Origin of the sequence: Thalassospira sp. SN3W, from assembly GCF_038070535.1 — a bacterium.
GTDB classification, from domain to species: Bacteria; Pseudomonadota; Alphaproteobacteria; order Rhodospirillales; family Thalassospiraceae; genus Thalassospira; species Thalassospira xiamenensis.
Map to the genome: position 1 here is coordinate 1,490,561 of NZ_CP121124.1, position 19,390 is coordinate 1,509,950.

The 19,390-nt window shown below is 54.7% G+C and carries 14 protein-coding genes and 1 tRNA gene; 7 read left to right on the top strand and 8 right to left on the bottom strand.

The features are described 5' to 3' along the window. Nucleotides 1–42: 42 nt before the first annotated feature. Together P8T57_RS06690 and P8T57_RS06695 are read right to left on the bottom strand one after the other, a co-directional pair. Nucleotides 43–1,257, bottom strand: a complete 1,215-nt coding sequence (locus P8T57_RS06690) for a hypothetical protein (RefSeq protein ID WP_341364961.1) — start codon at nucleotides 1,255–1,257, stop codon at nucleotides 43–45. 91 nt (nucleotides 1,258–1,348) lie between these two features. Further along, nucleotides 1,349–1,627, bottom strand: coding sequence for a hypothetical protein (locus P8T57_RS06695; protein ID WP_341364962.1), 279 nt, complete (start codon nucleotides 1,625–1,627; stop codon nucleotides 1,349–1,351). Nucleotides 1,628–2,138: 511 nt separating this feature from the next. Here P8T57_RS06695 and P8T57_RS06700 point away from each other — a divergent pair. From P8T57_RS06700 to P8T57_RS06715, 4 genes are all read left to right on the top strand, one after another. After that, nucleotides 2,139–4,055 (top strand): ABC transporter substrate-binding protein, encoded by a 1,917-nt coding sequence (locus P8T57_RS06700; protein ID WP_341364963.1) that lies wholly within the window; start codon nucleotides 2,139–2,141, stop codon nucleotides 4,053–4,055. 45 nt (nucleotides 4,056–4,100) lie between these two features. Continuing rightward, nucleotides 4,101–6,458, top strand: coding sequence for an ATP-binding protein (locus P8T57_RS06705; protein ID WP_341364964.1), 2,358 nt, complete (start codon nucleotides 4,101–4,103; stop codon nucleotides 6,456–6,458). Nucleotides 6,459–6,719: 261 nt separating this feature from the next. After that, nucleotides 6,720–6,944, top strand: a complete 225-nt coding sequence (locus tag P8T57_RS06710) for a hypothetical protein (RefSeq protein WP_341364965.1) — start codon at nucleotides 6,720–6,722, stop codon at nucleotides 6,942–6,944. 155 nt (nucleotides 6,945–7,099) lie between these two features. Continuing rightward, on the top strand, nucleotides 7,100–7,330 hold the full coding sequence (locus P8T57_RS06715) for a hypothetical protein (RefSeq protein WP_007091670.1): 231 nt from the start codon (nucleotides 7,100–7,102) through the stop codon (nucleotides 7,328–7,330). 17 nt (nucleotides 7,331–7,347) lie between these two features. On the opposite strand, the gene pncB is transcribed toward P8T57_RS06715, so the two are convergent. From pncB to P8T57_RS06730, 3 genes are all read right to left on the bottom strand, one after another. Beyond that, nucleotides 7,348–8,637, bottom strand: a complete 1,290-nt coding sequence (gene pncB, locus P8T57_RS06720; protein ID WP_341364966.1) for a nicotinate phosphoribosyltransferase — start codon at nucleotides 8,635–8,637, stop codon at nucleotides 7,348–7,350. A 180-nt stretch (nucleotides 8,638–8,817) separates the two neighbouring features. Next, entirely contained in the window at nucleotides 8,818–13,368 is a 4,551-nt protein-coding gene (gltB, locus tag P8T57_RS06725; protein WP_037987038.1) for a glutamate synthase large subunit, read from the bottom strand. 28 nt (nucleotides 13,369–13,396) lie between these two features. Next, entirely contained in the window at nucleotides 13,397–14,827 is a 1,431-nt protein-coding gene (locus tag P8T57_RS06730; protein ID WP_007091673.1) for an NAD(P)-dependent oxidoreductase, read from the bottom strand. A 265-nt stretch (nucleotides 14,828–15,092) separates the two neighbouring features. Here P8T57_RS06730 and P8T57_RS06735 point away from each other — a divergent pair, with 265 nt between their 5' ends. Together P8T57_RS06735 and P8T57_RS06740 are read left to right on the top strand one after the other, a co-directional pair. After that, nucleotides 15,093–15,923 carry an undecaprenyl-diphosphate phosphatase gene (locus tag P8T57_RS06735; RefSeq protein WP_037987449.1) on the top strand — a complete coding sequence of 277 codons (831 nt, stop codon included), beginning with the start codon at nucleotides 15,093–15,095 and terminating at the stop codon, nucleotides 15,921–15,923. 38 nt (nucleotides 15,924–15,961) lie between these two features. Next, entirely contained in the window at nucleotides 15,962–16,498 is a 537-nt protein-coding gene (locus tag P8T57_RS06740) for a GNAT family N-acetyltransferase (RefSeq protein ID WP_037987036.1), read from the top strand. A 29-nt stretch (nucleotides 16,499–16,527) separates the two neighbouring features. Here the strand turns inward: P8T57_RS06740 and P8T57_RS06745 are convergent, their stop codons facing one another. The 3 genes from P8T57_RS06745 to P8T57_RS06755 all read right to left on the bottom strand — a co-directional run bounded on the left by P8T57_RS06745 (nucleotide 16,528) and on the right by P8T57_RS06755 (nucleotide 17,707). After that, the gene (locus tag P8T57_RS06745; protein ID WP_037987034.1) at nucleotides 16,528–16,803 is read right to left on the bottom strand and encodes a DUF3572 domain-containing protein; all 276 of its coding nucleotides are present in this window, start codon (nucleotides 16,801–16,803) and stop codon (nucleotides 16,528–16,530) included. 46 nt (nucleotides 16,804–16,849) lie between these two features. After that, the gene (locus P8T57_RS06750) at nucleotides 16,850–17,242 is read right to left on the bottom strand and encodes a hypothetical protein (protein WP_007091677.1); all 393 of its coding nucleotides are present in this window, start codon (nucleotides 17,240–17,242) and stop codon (nucleotides 16,850–16,852) included. A gap of 376 nt (nucleotides 17,243–17,618) precedes the next feature. Beyond that, nucleotides 17,619–17,707: transfer RNA gene (locus tag P8T57_RS06755), tRNA-Leu, on the bottom strand. 238 nt (nucleotides 17,708–17,945) lie between these two features. Here P8T57_RS06755 and P8T57_RS06760 point away from each other — a divergent pair. Continuing rightward, on the top strand, nucleotides 17,946–19,343 hold the full coding sequence (locus P8T57_RS06760; RefSeq protein WP_341364967.1) for a hypothetical protein: 1,398 nt from the start codon (nucleotides 17,946–17,948) through the stop codon (nucleotides 19,341–19,343). The last annotated feature ends 47 nt before the right edge of the window (nucleotides 19,344–19,390 follow it).

Below are 19,390 nucleotides of genomic sequence, written 5' to 3' on the forward strand. Positions count from 1 at the left end.
AGGGGGGATACGAATTTGTTCCACCCCGGCATTCAGCCTTGCCTAGCCACAGTTTCCGCAGGCATCCAACAGCTTCTCCATCGCCGCCTCCGCTTCGTCATCATCGAGTTTTTCGGCCTTCATCTTTTTCTGGATATTGCAGCACAGTGCAGGACCATCGGCAAAGGCATGGTCTGTCCAGAACGGAATATCGGTGCCGAAATATCCAATCTGATCAAGGAACGACACACCATAATAATACGCCGCCCCAACCGAATTATAAAAAGTCGGGTCATCGATGAACCCGCCATCCGGCGTCATGGATTTGGTCAGACACCAGTCCAGGATCGTGGAAATATCGGCTGATGCCAATTTCTGGCTATCGCTGTCGACTTCCGCCCAGCCAAGGTCAAAGATTTTGGCAACGTCATAATTGTTGTGATTGTTGAAGTCACCATTGTGCTTCCAGCCAAACGGATAGGCATCATCACGGATCGCCAGTGTCGTTTTGAAAATAGCGGGCCAAAGCCCGACCTTGCCATGCTGATACGAAATATTGTGGAACGTCAGACTAAGGTCCGGGCTTTTCAGAATATCGCCCGTATCTGTTTCAAACCAGCCGCCCCAATATCCCGATTGCGCGTCCTGCCAATCATCCAGCCAGCTTTTATAAGCTGCGATATAATCGTCGCTAAGATCGAAACCTTTGACATACTGGCGGAAATAATCGCGGATTTCGCTTTTGAAGCACATTTCCGACAAGGCGGCACTGACCGCGCCCAATGCATCGCGGCGATCCAGACCATCGGCAAAAATCCGTGATGTTTTCTGACTGTCCAGCCAGGCAACAAGATCGGCGGGTTTGGCAATCGGCGACAGAAAAGTCAGCGGATAATCCGGTGCAATCCCCTCATCTGCCAGCGCGTTGATCGCATCGATCATCGCATCCACCTTCAGGAACCACTGGTCATAGCATGGTCCCCACGAACCATCGCTTGCCACCTGTTCCTCGGCCCAGTCCTGATCCTTGTTTTTCAGCGATTTTTCAAACTGGGCTATCTTCTTTTCCAGCCCATCCCAGTCAGCGGTATAAAGCAGCAACCACTTGCACTCGATCATATACTGATCGGACGCGGCCATGCTGTTGCCGGTCTGCTGGGCCGCAATCAGTTTTTCTTCCAGCGGGGCAAGCTTGTCGGCATAGGCACCTTTTCTATCGGAATAGTCCGGATCAAAAGCACTGAACTGCTGCTCTATCAAGGAATTGAAATCTGTCACGCTGGCCCCCTGTCATCGGTGTGTTCGACGACTTAAAACAGGTGCCGCCCGAAATGCAAAGTGAAACAGAAACAAAGATCAGAAACGACCATCAGTTCTGGGCCAACCAATTTCTGATCACACGCAATGCCTGTCCAGGATCGGTATCGACAATCCGGTTTGCCATATTGGCCTTGCGACGATCAATTTTCCCGTCGATACCGGCCACAGAAAAACTGTCAGCATCAATACCATCTCCCTCATCGTTCGGGCGATGACGGCCCGGCGATGATCCCGGCTGATAACGCGGGATCGGTGCCGACGGCTTTGGCCCGGGCAGATACCCCGGATCAGAAGAAGCCTGCCCGGATGATGCAGATTTTTTTGCCATTCAGAAATTGTCTCTCCGATCCGCTCGTTCTGGCAAGAAGAATCACAATTGGTGTCTTTGACGTCAAATACCCCAGGAAACGGCCCAGAACGAAATTGATCACCGAAAACTTATATGATGGCAGTACCCATATTAGGTTGTGTTAAACTTTAGTCGAATTCGCCGTTGATCGGGGCAAAAGATCATTCCTGTCCAAATGGTCGGGAAACCGGCACAGATCAAGGTCAAAACTCTTGACCTTGGCGTAACCGGGGCCCTTCAATCGCTTCATTTCACTTGGTTCAAGCGAAAACACGGCGGACCGATATGTTGTTTATCGATCCCAAAAGGTGCAAATAGGAAAATTATCCGCCTTTGCGTTGTAAAAACGAACAGCTCGCGCATCTTTAAAAGATCAGGGGAGAATCCGCTTTCAGAACTTTACCCGGAAATGGCTTTAGGATATTCACCACCTAAGAGTAGGATAATCGATACCTTTCGATAAGCATAAGAAATTCAGGGGAAGCCCGAAGTGTACAGGGTAGTGGGTTGCTTTATATCGCTGGTATTATTGCTGGCCGTGGTTTTGACCGCGCCCCGGAATAATGCATATGCAGCCGAATTCGGCGAAGCGCCGATGCTTGCCGAGATGGTGGCGAACGGCAAATTGCCCCCGGCCGCAGAACGCCTGCCCAAGACCCCGATGATTGTTACCCCGACTGACAAGCTTGGCCAATATGGCGGCACCTGGATGATGGCGCAAAATTCGGAACGCGATCACGCCCTTCTGATCAGGACGATCGGCTATGAACCGCTTCTGCGCTGGACCCCGCAATGGACAGACACGGTTCCCAACGTTGCTCTTTCGATGCAGGCCAACAGTGACGCCACGGAATTTGTCTTCCGGTTGCGTCCGGGCATGCGCTGGTCAGATGGTGCGCCTTTTACCGCCGAGGATATATCCTTCTGGTACGACGACATTTTACGCAATCCGGCTTTTGGCAATGCGACGCCTGAATGGCTGACCGCGGGCGGAAATCCGGTGCATGTTGAAAAAATCGACGAAACCACGGTCGCGTTCCGCTTCGACACGCCCTATGGGCTGTTTCCGACCTTTCTTGCCCGGCCCGAAGGTGTCGAACCGGTAAGCTATCCCGCCCATTTCCTGAGGCCCCTGCTTCCGAAATATAACAGGCACGCAGATGCCGATGCGCAAAAGCTTGGCTTCAAGGATTGGAAAGATCGCTTCCTTTCGGTGTTCGGAACGCCGGGCACCATAGACGATCCCAGCCGCTGGATGAACCCGCAGGTTCCGACCCTGAACGGCTGGATTCTGACCGGGACATATGGCAAAGACGATCCGCTGGTTGCGGTTCGCAATCCGTTTTATTGGAAAATCGATCCGGGCGGACGTCAGTTACCCTATATTGATCGGGTTTCCTTTGATCTGGTCGGCAGCAAAGATGAAGCCGGTGACACCGCCATCACAGGCAGGGTCAATATGCAGGAACGCCATATTGGCCGCCGCGTGGACGAAATTCTTGCGGCCAATAACAATCTGCAATCCTTCACGCTGATTGAAAGCGACATGAATATCCTGACCCTGTCGCTTAATCTGAACGACAGGGACCCGGTGCTTCGCGACATATTCCAGAACAAGGAATTCCGCGTGGCCCTGTCGCATGCCATCGACCGCGACAGCATCATTGGCCGGTTCGTTCCCGGTGCCCTGCCCCATCAGGCCGCACCACGTCCCGAAAGCCCGCTTTACCACACGGTTCTCGCACGCCAGTTCATTACCTATGATCCGGTACTTGCCGCAAGCCATCTGGCGAATGCCGGTTTGACACGCAAAGACGACGAAGGTTTCCTTCTGCGTCCCGATGGCAAAAGGCTGTCCTTTACCATCGATACCGAAGGCGCATCCCGCTTCGAAATGCTCTCTGCCGTTATCGATTACTGGCGTGATGTCGGACTTGATGTGACGGCCCGCGACTTATCGCGTGATGTATTTGTCGATATGCGTGAAAAAAACAATCACCATGCCAGCGCATGGGGCGGTGATGGCGGGCTTGATGCCATGGTTCTGCCGATCAACTACCTGCCGGTATCCAGTGAATCATCCTGGTACGCCACCGGTTGGGCACAATGGTATTCCGACCCGGAAAATCCCGACGCGGTTGAGCCCCCGGCCGAGGTTATCCGTCAACTGGAACTCTATAACCAGTTGAAAGCCACCGCAGATGCAGAAAAACAGAATAAACTTATGCGCGATATTCTCGACATCAGCGCAAATCAGTTTTACGTTATGGGAATTGCCTTGCCGCCCAATCGCAAAGGGCTGGTGGCAAAGAACTTCAAGAATGTTCCCAAGGTCATCCCGGCGGCTTGGAGCTATGCCACACCGGCACCAACCAATCCATCCCAGTATTATCTTGAGAGCCAATAACAGAATTCACCGGCAATCAGGCTGGGCCAGGGTTTAGAGGTTGGCGTGAAGAAGCTTTTTGACCGCCTGTTTGGCAGTCTGGTTTTCAAGATCGGGATCGCAATTGTTATTGTCGAAACCATCCTGCTTGGCCTATTTGGTGGTTACTATGTTCAATATTTCGGTGCAGAAATTGATCGGCGGATCGCCGAACAGATCAGTGCGCCCGGCCGCCTGATTCAGGATGAACAGCTTAAGATTTCCGTCATTAGCGATCCCAAGCAGCTTGAACTGCTGTTGGGACCGCATCTTCGCGAAGCCATGGCCATAGGCTTTGATGGCACGATCTATCACGCGATGGACCCGATGCTGATCGGATCCGATATTGCCTCTGTACCGGATTTCCCCAAAGACCGGCTTTCTGCTGATTTGCGCAGTCAGGTGCTGTTTACCACTGATGGCCCGGATGGCCGCAACATGGTCAGCATCACACCCCTGTTCAGCCTGAATGCCAACCAGCCCTTCATGTTTGCTTATTTCAAGGTCTCGACCCTCGGTCTGGAACAAAGCCAGCGACAGATGCAGTCGGTTCTGCTGATCGGCTCGGTTCTGTGCATTCTGATGACGTCGGGACTGATTTTCCTGTTTATGCAGCAAACCGTGCTCCGTCGCCTTATCACGGCCGCGCAATTTGTTTCTGAAATCCAGTTTGGAAAGCTCAGTGCCCGACTGAAACCGGCTGGTCGCGACGAAATCGGCGCGCTTGAACGTGGCCTGAACACCATGGCCGAAAGCCTGGAGCGGCGCACCAACCAGCACCAGATCGCCCAAGAGGCCCTTCGCGATAGCGAGGAACGTTTCCGCGACTTTACCCTGTCGTCCGCCGACTGGTACTGGGAAATGGGGCCGGACCTTAAAATCGCGTTTGCATCCTACAAATTCTATCAGCTGATCGAAGAACTGAACGGCTCCCCGCAGGGTCAATCCTTTGACAAACTGGGCCTCAAAGCCGAAACAGATCATAGCTGGAACAGTCTGGTCAAACGGCTCGAAAGTCATCTTGCATTCCAGAATTTCGAATTTTCCTGGATGTCGCGGGACGGACAAAAACATTTCGGGCGCATCAATGGCGTCCCGGTTTTTGATCTTGATGGCTCGTTCAAGGGGTATCGTGGCACCGGTAGTGACGTCACATCACAGCACCGCGCGACCGAAGAACAGCATGCCCTGCAACGTCAGCTCGCCACGTCACAAAAACTCGAAGCCGTCGGTCAGATGGCAGGCGGCGTGGCGCATGAATTCAACAATTGCCTTGCAGGTATTCTAAGCTTTGCCGAAGTAGCTCGCGCGAAAATTGATGATCCGGAACGGGTCAAGGAATATCTGGACCATGTGATTTCCCTTGGCGAACGCGCCACCAGTGTCGCCGATCAGCTTCTGATGTTCTCGCGCCGCCGGATTGATCAGCCGACCGTCGTTCAGGTCGATACAGCCATTACCGAAATGGAAAAGCTGCTGATCACGCTGCTGGAACACCGTATTGAATTGCAAATCTGGGCCAATGATGCCCCGCTATATACGCGGGTTGACCCGACACAGCTATCGGCCTGCATCCTGAACCTTGCGATCAATGCCCGTGATGCGATGCCCGATGGCGGCACATTGCAGATTTCCTGCTATGGCGCGACAGTCCCGCCTGCGGATGAACGCTCCCCCGATGACGAAGATGACATCTTCCCGAAGGCCGCCGCAGGCGACTATGTCGTGGTAACAGTTCAGGATACCGGCACCGGCATTCCTGCCGACATTCTTGGCAACATCTTCGAACCCTTCTTCTCGACCAAGGAACCCGGCAAGGGCACCGGGCTAGGACTGTCGATTGTTCATAGCTGGGTCGAAGAATCGAACGGCTTTATCGATGTCGAAAGCGTCGAGGGCGAAGGCACGACCTTCTCGATCTATCTGCCGCGCTCCGAAGCCGGAAAGGTCAAGGCATCCGCCTTGCAGGAAATCGACTATTTTCCCGGCAATGGCGAACGGGTTCTGATTGTTGATGATGAGCAATCCCTGCGCACGACCGCCAAGATCATCCTTGAAGATGCCGGCTTTGATGCCCTTGTGGCCCGCAGTGCCGAAGAAGCCCTGCAAATCATTACCGAATCCCATAAAACAGATCGCATTGATGTCATTCTGACCGACGTTGTGATGTCGGGACTGAGCGGACCGCAACTTGCGATCGAGGCACAACGTCAATATCCCGATCTGGCCGTCGTCTTCATGTCCGGCTATCCGGCACGCACACGCAAGGAAATGGAAAAGATGCTGGGCGACTATATCTTTGTCAAAAAGCCGTTCCGCCCGGCCCAATTGCAAAAAGCCATTCACGAGGCCCTGGCCCATAAAACCGAACGCCAGCGTCTTTAGAAACCTTGTTCGATTCGTTCAAGCTCATCCAATGTTCTGGTCTTCCGCACGGCAAGCCCCCCGCACGCAAAAATTTTATTATTCCAGCCACAGATAACCCATTGATATAAAACGGCTCACAAAAATGTCATCGGGTTCAAATGCCACATTGTGACAGCTGTCACTTTAAAAGTGTTAATTGAAGCCTAATCTCTAAGTCAGAAGCAAGGATATCTCGATATGCAGGTATCACAACTTCACGAAATTTGAGGCGAGGATACAATGATCGGTTCAGTGGGTTCAGGACTAAGTTCAGCAGCGCAAGCCGTTAATGACGCCATTACGCCGGGTGGCGGAAAAGATGGCGTATCCGCACCGCTCGCCGCTGCAACCTCCTCCATCCAGAAGGCTCAGGGCCTTTCTCAGGTTATCGGGTCCATCGTTACGGAACATCAGCCGCTTGAAACCAGCGGTGCACGCGGTACCCGCGTCAATCTTCTAGCGTGATTTTTCCCTCTCGTTAGCTTCCTTGGGTGGTTTTGACCACCCCTTTTTCTGTGTGCGTCCCTGTCCACAGCGGTCCCACCCGCTACCCGCTTCAACGTCATGACAAAACCCGTTGATCATGCTAATGTTTTTGCAGTTTCAGAACGGATAAACTCATGGCAACCAACCGGATTGGCAGCAGCGCCACACAAACGGGCCTTCTTGATGCCCGATCCATGCCGCAAGGCGTGCCTTCGGGTACGCGCGGCCGTGTTGCCGCGAACATGGATCAACCTTCATCCGACAGCTTCATCGCCGCCCAGCTTGCCCGTCTGCGCAATCTGATCGCCGCCGACCAGATTGACCACAATGCGCGGCGCGGGACATATCTGAACATTGTCCTTTGATCAGGCCTTATCCTGGCCTACCCTTGCCTTGTGGGATGACCAAAAACCCGGATGTAACGTTCGACCTGCCTGGGATCGCCAGAAATCTTTTCCGGATTGTCTGAAAGCTTGACCGCCGGATGACCATTGGCACTTGTCACCTTGCACACCAGCGACATCGGCTCAAGCCCTTGTTCCCCCGCCGGATCACAACCGCGAAAATCATTGGTCAGGTTAGTGCCCCAGCCAAAGCTCATACGGACCCGGCCATGGAAATGCAGATAGGTTTCGATAATCGCATCAATGTCGAGATTGTCTGAAAAGACCAGAAGCTTCTCGCGCGGGTCCTTGCCGTGCTTTTCCCACCATCGAATGATCTGTTCACCGCCTTCAATCGGCGGCGCACTGTCGGGGCGAAATCCGGTCCAGTCCGCCAGCCAGTCGGGCGCGCCTTCAAGGAACGCCGCCGTTCCATATGTATCGGGCAACGCGATCAGAAGATTGCCGCTGTAATGCTGGCGCCATTGCTCCAGCACCCGATAAGGCGAAGCCGCAAGTTCGTCATCATTTTTGGAAATCGCCGCTTCGACCATCGGCAATTCATGGGCGTTGGTGCCAATCGCCTCGATATCGGCTGTCATTGCCAGCAGCACATTCGACGTGCCGATGAACCGGTTGCCGATCCCTTCTTTCAGGGCCTCGACGCACCAGCGCTGCCACAAAAAACCATGCCGCCGCCGGGTACCGAAATCGGCAAGAACAAGGTCTGGCAAATCGCGAAGCCGTTCAACCTTTTCCCAAAGCTTGGCCTTGGCGCGCGCATACAGCACATCAAGTTCAAACCGCCCGCGATTGCGCAACACAGCACGCGACCGCAATTCGGTAATGATCGCAAGGGCCGGTGTTTCCCACATCGAACTATGCGTCCATGGACCCGTAAAATGCAGCTCAAACTGCCCGTCGATCTTGCGCAATTCATATTCCGGCAATTGGAAATCGCCAAGCCAGCGGATAAATTCCGGCTTGAACATATGGTTGCGCCCGTAAAATGTCGCCCCCGCCAGCCAGATCAGTTCCTGGCGGGTAAAACGCAGGCTGCGCGCATGGTCAAGCTGCGCGCGTAATTCATCTTCATCAATGATATCGCCAAGCCTTATATGATGGCTGCGATTGATCAGCGAAAAGGTAACGTCCACATCCGGGTGTTCCTGCCAGATCGCCTGCAACATCAGAAGCTTGTAAAAATCCGTGTCCAGAAGACTGCGGATAATCGGATCAAGCTTGAAATTGTGATTGTAGGTCCGCGTGGCAATGTCGGTAACGGTCATGAAACACCTGTCGGAATGGCAAAGATGTTCGCTTTGACATAAGTATCGATGCCGCCCGGCGAAAGCACCACCCCATAAAGACCATAACCGGCAAAAAAGAAGCCCCGTACAAAGTACGGGGCCAGTTTGTTTGTCCGGGTGTATGGACAAGGGAGCTTGCGCAAAAGCGTGAAAAAGGGTTCACGCAGTTGCCTGGTTTTCGCTCATCGAGCGAATGGGGTTTTCCAGCTTGTCGACGATTTCTTTCGGCACGATCTGCCAGAAATTACCGCGTTCGCGATCCCAATTGTCAAGGATGGTCCGTGCAAAACCGCTATCGGTTTCCGCAACATGCTCTTCAATCAGCGAACGACAGACTTCGTCCCAATGCTGGGTTTCAATACGCTGGTACAGGATGGAACCATCATTGACGACATCCCCAAAGGTGCCCTCGACGTCATAGATGAACGCCATGCCGCCGGTCATGCCAGCACCAAAGTTCTCACCGACCGCGCCAAGGATCACGGCGGTACCGCCGGTCATGTATTCACAACCGTTCGAACCACATCCTTCGACCACAACCGTAGCACCCGAGTTACGAACGCAGAAACGTTCCCCGGCCTGACCGGCAGCAAACAGCTTGCCCGCCGTTGCACCATAAAGGATGGTGTTGCCGATAATCGTGTTTTCGTTGGTCTTAAGCGGGCTTGACGGCCGCGGGCGCAATACGATGGTACCGCCCGAAAGACCCTTGCCGACATAATCGTTGGCATCGCCCTGAACTTCGATTTTCAGCCCCTGAACCGCAAACGCGCCCAGTGACTGACCGGCAGAACCGCGCAAACGCACATGCAGATGGCCCGGTTTCAGGCCGGTCATGCCATATTTCTGCGTGATCAGTGACGAAATACGCGTCCCGATAGCACGCTGCGTGTTCTGAATGTTGTATTGCAGCTGCATCTTTTCGCCGTCTTCAAGCAATGCGCGCGCATCCTTGATCATCTGGGCGTCAAGCGTATCGGGCACTTCGTTGCGCCCTTCAATCGTGCAGTAACGCTTGTGATCACCGGCATCGGCCTGTGCAAGCAGCGGGTTCAGGTCAAGGTCAACAAGGTCCTTCGCACCGCGATGAACCTGCTGCAACAGGTCCGAACGGCCGATGATTTCCTGCAGGTTGTCATAGCCAAGCTCGGCCAGGATATCCTTGACCTCTTCGGCCATGAAGGTGAACAGGTTGACCAGCTTGTCCGCCGTACCGACGAACTTGGCACGCAATGCCGGGTCCTGTGTACAAACGCCAACCGGGCAGGTGTTCGAATGGCACTGACGCACCATGATGCAGCCAAGCGCAATCAGGGATGCGGTGCCGATACCGAATTCTTCCGCGCCCAGCATCGCACCGATCACCACGTCACGGCCGGTTTTGAACCCGCCATCAACACGCAGTTTCACCTTGCTGCGCAGGTTGTTCAGCGTCAGAACCTGATTGACTTCCGAAAGGCCCATTTCCCAAGGAATACCGGCATATTTGATCGAGGTCTGCGGGCTGGCACCGGTACCGCCATCATATCCCGAAATCAGGATGACGTCGGCCTTTGCCTTTGCCACACCGGCCGCAATCGTACCGACACCCGAACGCGACACCAGCTTGACGCAAACGCGGCAACGCGGGTTGATCTGTTTCAGGTCATAGATCAGCTGCGCCAGATCTTCGATGGAATAGATATCGTGGTGCGGCGGCGGCGAAATCAGGGTCACACCCGGCGTCGCATGACGCAACTGTGCGATTTCCACCGTGACCTTAAAGCCCGGAAGCTGACCACCTTCGCCCGGTTTTGCACCCTGGGCGACCTTGATCTGGATTTCTTCACAGTTGTTCAGATATTCGGCAGTCACACCGAAACGACCCGATGCCACCTGCTTGATTGATGAACGTGCGTTATCCCCGTTCGAACGCGGCCGGAAACGTTCACGCGATTCACCGCCCTCGCCAGAGTTCGATTTCGCACCGATGCGGTTCATCGCAATCGCAAGCGCCTCGTGGGCCTCGGTCGAAAGCGCACCGTGGGACATGCCCGGGGTGACGAACCGTTTGCGGATTTCGGTGATGCTTTCAACCTGCTCCTGACGAACCGGTTTGCGGTCGGAACGGAAATCAAGCAAATCACGAAGATGAAGCGGTTCACGCGAACGAAGCCCCTCCGAAAACTTGCGGAAGGTATTATACGACCCCGTGGTGACGGATGACTGCAACGTATGGATCAGCGGGCCGGTCCAGACATGGCGTTCACCCGAACGACGATATTTGTAAAGGCCACCGACCGGAAGGGTCACGACATTGCCGTTAAACGCTTCCTTGTGCTGGGCAATGCAACGACGCTGGATACCCTGAAGACCGATACCCGAAATGCGCGACGGCATGCCGGGGAAGAATTCCGCCACCAGCGACCGCGACAGGCCGATACTTTCAAAGTTATAGCCACCGCGATAGGAACTGATGATCGAAATGCCCATCTTGGACATGATCTTGAGCAGTCCGGCATCAATCGCCGCCTTGAAACGCTGCATGACTTCGGCCGTGCTGCCGACATTGGGGAACAGCCCGCGCGCATAACGGTCCAGAAGACCTTCCTGCGCCAGATAGGCGTTCACCGTCGTCGCACCTACACCGATCAGAACCGCAAAGTAATGCACATCCATGCATTCCGCCGAACGGACGTTAAGCGAGATATAGGTACGCAGCGACGTTTTCACGAGATAGCTGTGTACACCACCCGTCGCCAGAACCATCGGGATTGCGGCACGCTCGGCCGAAATGCCCTCGTCGGTCAGGATGATATGAAGCGCGCCACCACGAACCGCTTCTTCGGCTTCGCGCTGGATGCGGGTAATCGCATCGCGCAGTGCTGACGCGCCGCCATTGATGTCGAACGTGGTGTCGATTTCGACCGCCGTATCGCCCATATAACCGCGCATCGCGTCATACTCGGCATTGGTCAGAACCGGGCTTTCAAGCTGCAGCAGGTCACACTGGCTTTCATCCTCGTCAAGGATGTTGCCAAGGTTGCCAAGGCGCGTTTTCAGGCTCATGACGCGGGCTTCGCGCAAAGAGTCAATCGGCGGGTTGGTCACCTGCGAAAAGTTCTGGCGGAAGAAGTGATGCAAACCGCGATACCGATCCGACAGGATCGCAAGCGGGGTATCATCCCCCATCGAGCCAATGGCTTCCTTGCCGTCTTCACCCATCGGATGCAGGATCAGTTCAAGGTCTTCGTGCGTAAGACCCATTGCCTTCTGCAACCGCAGAAGCGCTTCCTTGCCGAGGCGCGCGGGTTCAGTGTGCTCCGGCGAAATCAGGTCATCAAGCACCTTGGTGCGACCCACCCATTTTGACCAGTCACGACGGTTCGCAAGCTTATCCTTAAGCTCGCTGTCATGGTACAGCTTGCCTTCCTCAAGGTTGATGGCAATCATCTGCCCCGGGCCAAGCCGCCCTTTTTCAAGGCAGCTTTCCTCGTCGATATGCACCATACCGGCTTCGGAACCGGCGATCAGAAGACCATTGCCCGTGACGGCATAACGCAGCGGACGAAGACCATTGCGGTCGGTACCACCCATCAGCCACTTGCCGCCATAAGCTGCCAGTGCCGCCGGGCCGTCCCACGGTTCCATCACCGCGTTGCAATAGGCATAAAGGTTTTTATAGCTGTCCGGCGTCGATGCCTTTTTCGACCATGCTTCGGGGACCATCATGGTTTTCACCATCGGCAGGTCACGACCGGCACGCACCATCAGTTCGAACACGGCATCAAGGGCGGCCGAGTCCGATGACCCCGGCTGAATGACCGGTTTCAGATCTTCGATAGTGTCGGAAAAGGCCTCGTGCGCCATGCGGGCTTCGTGGCTTTTCATCCAGTTGACGTTACCGCGCAGCGTGTTGATCTCGCCGTTATGGGCCAGAACACGGAACGGCTGCGCCAACGGCCAGCTCGGGAAGGTGTTGGTCGAATAACGCTGATGATAGACGCAGAAGTTCGAAACGAACCGCTCGTCACGCAAATCCGGATAGAAAATATCGACCTGCTCGGCAAGGAACATGCCCTTGTAGATGATCGAACGGCACGACATCGAACAGATATAGAAATCCTTGATCGCTTCGGACAGGACCGCTTTCTCGACACGACGACGGATGGTGTAGAGATCGACCTCGAACTGGTCTTCATCAACGTCACCCCGCGCACCGATCAGAACCTGTTCGATTTCAGGCCGCGTCTGGTTGGCTTTTTCACCGATAACCGAAACATCCACCGGAACCTGACGCCAGCCAAGAATGCCGTAACCCTGTTTCAGGATTTCGGTTTCAACGATGGCACGGCACCGTTCCTGTGCCGACATATCGATACGCGGCAGGAATACCTGACCAACCGCAATCAGGCTTTCCGGCGCTTCCTGATTGATAACCTTCAGATACGCCTTAAAGAAATCCTGCGGGATTTGCAGGTGAATGCCTGCGCCATCGCCGGTTTTGCCGTCGGCATCAACGGCACCACGGTGCCAGATCGCCTTAAGCGCTTCGATACCGGCTTCAACCACCTCGCGACGCGGCTTGCCATCAATCGCACCGACAAGACCCACGCCACAGTTGGCGTGTTCTTCGGCCGGATCATACATACCGTTCACCGACAGATGTTCGGCATTCTTTTCAAAACGGGCGATCTCTTGCGCGCCACGGTCATGAATAATCTTGTTCATAACTCTCTCTCCTAATGCGGCAGCGGGCTTAAGCAGCAGCTTCTTTGCGCGCCAGCAGATATTCATCGATCCGGTCAGCCGCATCGCGACCGTCACGGATGGCCCAAACCACCAGCGACGCACCGCGCGCAATATCACCGGCGGCAAAAACGCCATCCAGATTGGTCATCATCGAACGGAAATCGATTTTAACCGTGCCCCAGCGCGACACACCCAGTTCCGGCGCATCAAACAGGGTCGGCAAGTCTTCCGGCTCGAAACCAAGGGCCAGAATGACCATGTCGGCATCCATGGTGTAGTTCGACCCTTCGATCAGTTCGGGGCTCTGGCGGCCACCGGCATCCGGGGCACCAAGGCGCATCTTGACCGCACGTACACCGGTCACCTTGTCGTCGCCAACAAAGGCTTCCGGGTTGGTCAGCCAGACAAATTCAACGCCTTCTTCCTCGGCATTGGCCACTTCGCGCTGGGACCCCGGCATATTCGCACGGTCACGGCGATAAAGACATTTGACCGATTTCGCACCCTGACGGATCGCGGTACGAACACAGTCCATGGCCGTATCGCCACCGCCAATAACCACAACATTTTTATCTTTGGCATTCAGCGTGCCATCGTCATAGGCGGCAACCGTGTCGCCAAGGCCGATGCGGTTCGACGTGGTCAGATATTCCAGTGCCGGATAGATATTGCCAAGACCAACACCGGGCAGCTTCAGATCGCGGGACTTGTAAACACCCGTGGCGATCAGAACGCTATCATGTTTGCGGCGCAGTTCATCAAGCGTCGCGTCGCGGCCAACCTCGAATTCGGTGTGCATGACGACACCACCTTCTTCAAGCAGCTTCACCCGGCGTTCGACGATATGTTTTTCAAGCTTGAAACCCGGAATCCCGTAAACCAGCAACCCGCCCATGCGGTCATAGCGGTCATAGATATGGACTTCATATCCTTTAAGGCGCAGTTGTTCCGCAGCCGCCATGCCTGCCGGGCCACCACCGATGATCCCGACCGACATGCCGTTTTCCTGCGTCGGCTTGGGTGCCTTGACCCAGCCATTCGCAAAGGCGGTATCGGTAATGTATTTCTCGACCGACCCAATCGTGACCGCACCATGCGTTGACTGTTCGATCACGCAATTGCCTTCGCACAGGCGATCCTGCGGGCAGATGCGGCCGGTCACTTCGGGCATGTTGTTGGTGGCCGCCGAAATGGCATAGGCTTCTTCCATGCGACCTTCGGTCGTCAGGCGCAGCCAGTCCGGGATGTTATTATACAAAGGACAATGGGCCTGACAGAACGGCACGCCACATTGCGAGCAGCGCGCAGACTGATCCGCCGCGGCTTCTGTCTCGAAACCTTCGTAAATTTCATTGAAGTCCGTGCGACGCTCGGATGCTTCTCTCTTGTGCGGATATTTTTGTTCAAGATGAACAAACTTCAGCATCTTTTCTGTCATAGCGGCCCTCTAAAAGGGTTTTATGTTGCGGGTTGGCTTTTGTATACGCGCCGGTTTTGCAAGAATCCAGCACAAAATGCATGATAGGTCAACATTGCTGACCATTATGTCCCCAAATAAAATCAGGATATCGGGAATTTCGGGATTTAAAGCGCTGAAAGAAAGTTTCATTAGTACCACAATGGTACTATTAATGCATTTCGTCTGTTTGCGCTAAGCTGCTATAAGCGGTGAGTTTTTGCCGATAACAGCGATCGAGGCCGGGGTGACGTTACAACATATAATTCTTCTGGCGGTCATCCAGGGGATCACGGAATTCCTGCCCATCAGTTCATCGGGTCACCTGATCCTGACCCCCGCCCTGACAGGCGCAGCAGATCAGGGTTTGTTGGTAGATGTTGCCGTTCATGTCGGTACACTGGCCGCCGTCCTGATCTATTTCTGGCGCGATGTTTTCGCGATGATCGGCGGATTCTTCTTCCTTTTGTCCGGTCGGATCAACCCCGGGGCCCGACTCGCCCTGCACATCATCCTTGCCACCATCCCGGTTGTCGCGGTCGGATTCTATCTGAAGGTCTCCGGGATCGAAGAACAGATGCGCTCGGTCGAAATCATTGCATGGACCACACTTGTATTTGGCATCGTGCTTTGGATTGCCGACAAGATCGGCATGACGATCAACCGGCTTGAACATATGCGTTGGGGCGGGGCGCTGTTCATCGGCCTTGCACAGGTTATTGCCCTCATTCCCGGCACCAGCCGTTCGGGCATCACCATGACGGCCGCACGCCTGATGGGCTATGAACGCGCCGATGCCGCACAGTTTTCCATGCTGCTGTCGATTCCGGTTATTCTGGGCGCGGGTCTTCTGGCGGGGATTGACCTGCAACAGTCCGGTGACATGGCCCTGACCATGGATGTCCTTCTCGCGGCGGGCCTGTCCTTCATTACCGCCCTGATTGCCATTGCCATGCTGATGAGCTGGCTTAAACGCTCCACCTTCACGCCGTTCGCAATCTATCGCATCCTTCTGGGCGGCGGTTTGCTGGTGTGGATCTATGGCTATGGCGGCGGTCCGATCCCGTTCCTTGGGTAAAACCGCAACTGACCATGTGATTGACGATGACAACCCGAATGTTTCTGCGTCCGCTTGATCCTGTTGCTGACGGTGCGGCTCTCCACGCTATTTTTGGTGATCCGGAATGCTGCACATGGCTTCCCGAACCGGCCTTTGCATCGGTCGCGGATACCATCGCAAAGCTCAAAGACTGGAACAGCGGCTTTGAAAAAACGTCATGGGTGGTCGCTGCGTCGCCCGATGGCCCGGCCCTTGGCCGCATCGCCCTTTATAATACCGGCGATGATCCTGACGTATGGGAAGCTGCCTGCATGATTTCCCCTGCGGCACGCGGGCAAAACCATGCCGCCCGTGCCCTGTCCCATGCAGTTGGGTATCTGTTTGAAACGACAAGCGCACGTCGCGTTTTTGCCGATATAGATCCGGATAACATTGCATCAATCCGGGTATTTGAAAAACTGGGCTTTACCCGCGAAGGTCTGCTTCGCGGGACCTGGAACACCCATATCGGCATTCGGGATTCGGTGATCTTTGGATTGATGAAAACAGATCCGATGCCCGATATCGGCCCGGCCCCCGTCGTGATGATATGAATCCGGTCCGACAACACGACCGGAAGGCATCAATCCTGCCAGATCGGCCCACCCGAAAGAATGACTTGCGCGCGCGCCGGGTCTTCCGGTGCATAACCGCTATCTTCGGCAAAACGCACTAAAAACGGCTCATGCGACATTAAAAAGTCAATCGCACCCAGTTGGACTTCATTGCTGGTAATCCCGGCTTTCAGGTCATCAAGCCCCATACCGGTTTGCGCAAAAAGCCCCTCCAGCAACTCGTCATCACCTGCAATATGCGCGATTGCCCGAATGGCAAGCGTTTCTGCTGCTTCCTTGTTCATCGTCCATCTGCCCTTTGCCGCAAGACCTGTTTATTGACCAAAAGCACTAGCTGAACCACTTGGCCTTGGCCAAGGCTCGCCAGACAACCAGCCCGGCAATCACGATCAGAACCGTGCCGATCATACCGAAATTCTGCCCAAGCAACACGACAAGCCCCCAGAACCCGATAGTACCAAACCCGACAGCAAGTGCGAGGAACGCCGATTTTGTAAGGCTATCCTGATTTTTCTGGGCGGCTTCGGCGCGTTTGAGTTCGTCAACAATCTCGTACCAGGCAATCTGTTGCCAGCGGGAATATTTAAGGCCCTTGCGCGGACCTTTGCGCAGGAACTCGTCAAGCAGCTTGACGATATTGTTCGCGCGCTCTTCGGGTACGACATATTTGCCGAACCGCTCTTTCTTGCGCGGGCCCTCGTCTTCACTATCGATATCGTTCACCCAACCACTCCGAAAGCTGCCCGTTTTCAGGCCATGTCATCGGTCATAAGCGTTTCTGATTTATATCCGGTAAATCAGAAACGCCATGATGACGATCACATAGCACTTTATGTCCCGCAATGGATTGCAGGAAAAAGATCACGGCAGAAACCAGACGGTTGGAAATATCCAGGCTCAGGCAACAACCATTGCGGTAATTGCAATCACGCCAAATGCAAGAAGATGGATCATCATTTTCTCCTGTTGCTAGGGACATTCGTCCCGGTCAAACGTATGCATCTTACGTTTGTTCCTGATCCCTAATCTGCAAAACAGGTAATTTGATGGCGCAATTCCGCGCCAAAAACGGTGATCAAACAATCGTGACTGGGGGATATGGTGCGGGCGGCCGGACTTGAACCGGCAAGGTCTTTAAGGACCGGCGGATTTTAAGTCCGCTGCGTATACCAATTTCGCCACGCCCGCAAAGCGCTTACAAGGTTGGTGTCCAACCGGCAGAACAGGGTTCTAGCGCGGCTTTAAAAACGGCGCAATACCGGAATGCCTGATTTTATCAATCCGTAAAAGCCGAAATCCGATGCCATCGCACAAAAGCGAATGCGGCATTACGACAGAATTGCCTGTCTTTCACCATATTACCCCCATTTTTCTGCGACACGGTTGCAAGGATCCCATCGGAATCAAACAGGCGTACCGGTTGACCGTGAAGAGGCGCAGCTACATTTCACTGGCTATCTCAGCATGTCTGGCACTTGCCATGCTTGGCCTTTTGCTGCGTCACGAAATCGTCCCGAATGCCAATGCCGAAGATGACGGCTCCGGTCGCCCCGACGCTCCGATTTTGCGCAGCGAAACACTGAACCGCGCCGCCAACCAGCAACGCCATATCGACCGCCTGTATGACAAGATGGAAAATGACCTGCTGGGCAGCACCATCGGCCCCCTGTTTCTTGACGATTCTGTTCCCGCGTCCGAACAGCCGCCCAATGCCCTTGCGCTTGGCACCGGGAATGCGACCACGATTGAAACCTTTGGCGGGCGCTCGGCACTGGCATCCATCGCCAAGAAACTGGATTTCGATACCGCAAATGGCACCTTCCCCAACCAGACCCGCCGCGGTGCCTCCCCGATCAGCCTTTGGGTCCATGGCAGCCAGACCGATATCGAAAACAGGGTTACCGAGACCGGCTATAACCCGAACCTCAGCGGCGACGTCATTTCAATCGATACCGGGGTCGATTATCTGGTGGATGACAGCCTGATCATCGGGCTTGGCGTTGGCTGGGGCAGCACGCTTAGCGAGGCCGCCGCCCGTCAGGTACTGTATCGGGAAAACAACGTGACCTTTTCCCCCTATTTCGTGTCGCGCATGACCGAATGGCTTAACATTCGTGGCAGTGTGGGGATGGGCACAAGTACCATCACCCAGTCCGCCATTGATGGCGGCCCGGATGATCTCAGTTACGCCGAAAATCTTGAAAGTTCGACACTATCAAGCTCGATCGGTTTTGGCACCGAATACGACCTTGGTTTCCTGCCCGTCACCGTAAGCCTTGATGGCGACATCATCACCGCCCGCGAAGAATTTGAAAGCGCACGCGGTGCCGACGGGTCACTGATCCCGGCCAGAACCGCCCTGACCCAGCTTTTCGACAGCACCGCCGAGGCCCGCTACAACCTCGTGCTGGGTGATCATCGCCTTGTGCCCTTCGCCGGACAGGATCAAACCATCACCCTGATGAACCAGGGATACGGTCGATCCACCAATCGCCGCTACTTTGCCGGAAGCGAATATGCCTATGACCCGTGGAATTTCGGTTTATCACTCGAAGGATTCCGCGAATTTGCCCCCAATACCGATCCCTTGGAAGGTGTTCGCTCGGAACTCAGCCTCAGTTCCGAACTCCCCTATGGCTACGGTATTCTAAGCCCCTATGTGACAAGTGAAAATACCAGTACCTATTCACAGCTGGGCGGCGGCATCACCCATGACTGGGGTGGCATTCCCGGCCAGATGAGCCTCGAAGTACAGCGCAAACTGACCTTTGCGACCGAACACAACAACCTGTCAGGGCTGATGACAATCCATTTCGATTTCTGATGCTTTCCCATGCGCGCCCCCATCTTGTGTCTTGGCGTAATAGTGCT

Excerpts from the sequence above, each read along its gene's own strand:
- P8T57_RS06695 (WP_341364962.1), bottom strand. The coding sequence starts at position 1,627 with ATGGCAAAAAAATCTGCATCATCCGGGCAGGCTTCTTCTGATCCGGGG.
- P8T57_RS06710 (WP_341364965.1), top strand. The coding sequence starts at position 6,720 with ATGATCGGTTCAGTGGGTTCAGGACTAAGTTCAGCAGCGCAAGCCGTT.
- P8T57_RS06715 (WP_007091670.1), top strand. The coding sequence starts at position 7,100 with ATGGCAACCAACCGGATTGGCAGCAGCGCCACACAAACGGGCCTTCTT.
- pncB (WP_341364966.1), bottom strand. The coding sequence starts at position 8,637 with ATGACCGTTACCGACATTGCCACGCGGACCTACAATCACAATTTCAAG.
- gltB (WP_037987038.1), bottom strand. The coding sequence starts at position 13,368 with ATGAACAAGATTATTCATGACCGTGGCGCGCAAGAGATCGCCCGTTTT.
- P8T57_RS06730 (WP_007091673.1), bottom strand. The coding sequence starts at position 14,827 with ATGACAGAAAAGATGCTGAAGTTTGTTCATCTTGAACAAAAATATCCG.
- P8T57_RS06740 (WP_037987036.1), top strand. The coding sequence starts at position 15,962 with ATGTTTCTGCGTCCGCTTGATCCTGTTGCTGACGGTGCGGCTCTCCAC.
- P8T57_RS06745 (WP_037987034.1), bottom strand. The coding sequence starts at position 16,803 with ATGAACAAGGAAGCAGCAGAAACGCTTGCCATTCGGGCAATCGCGCAT.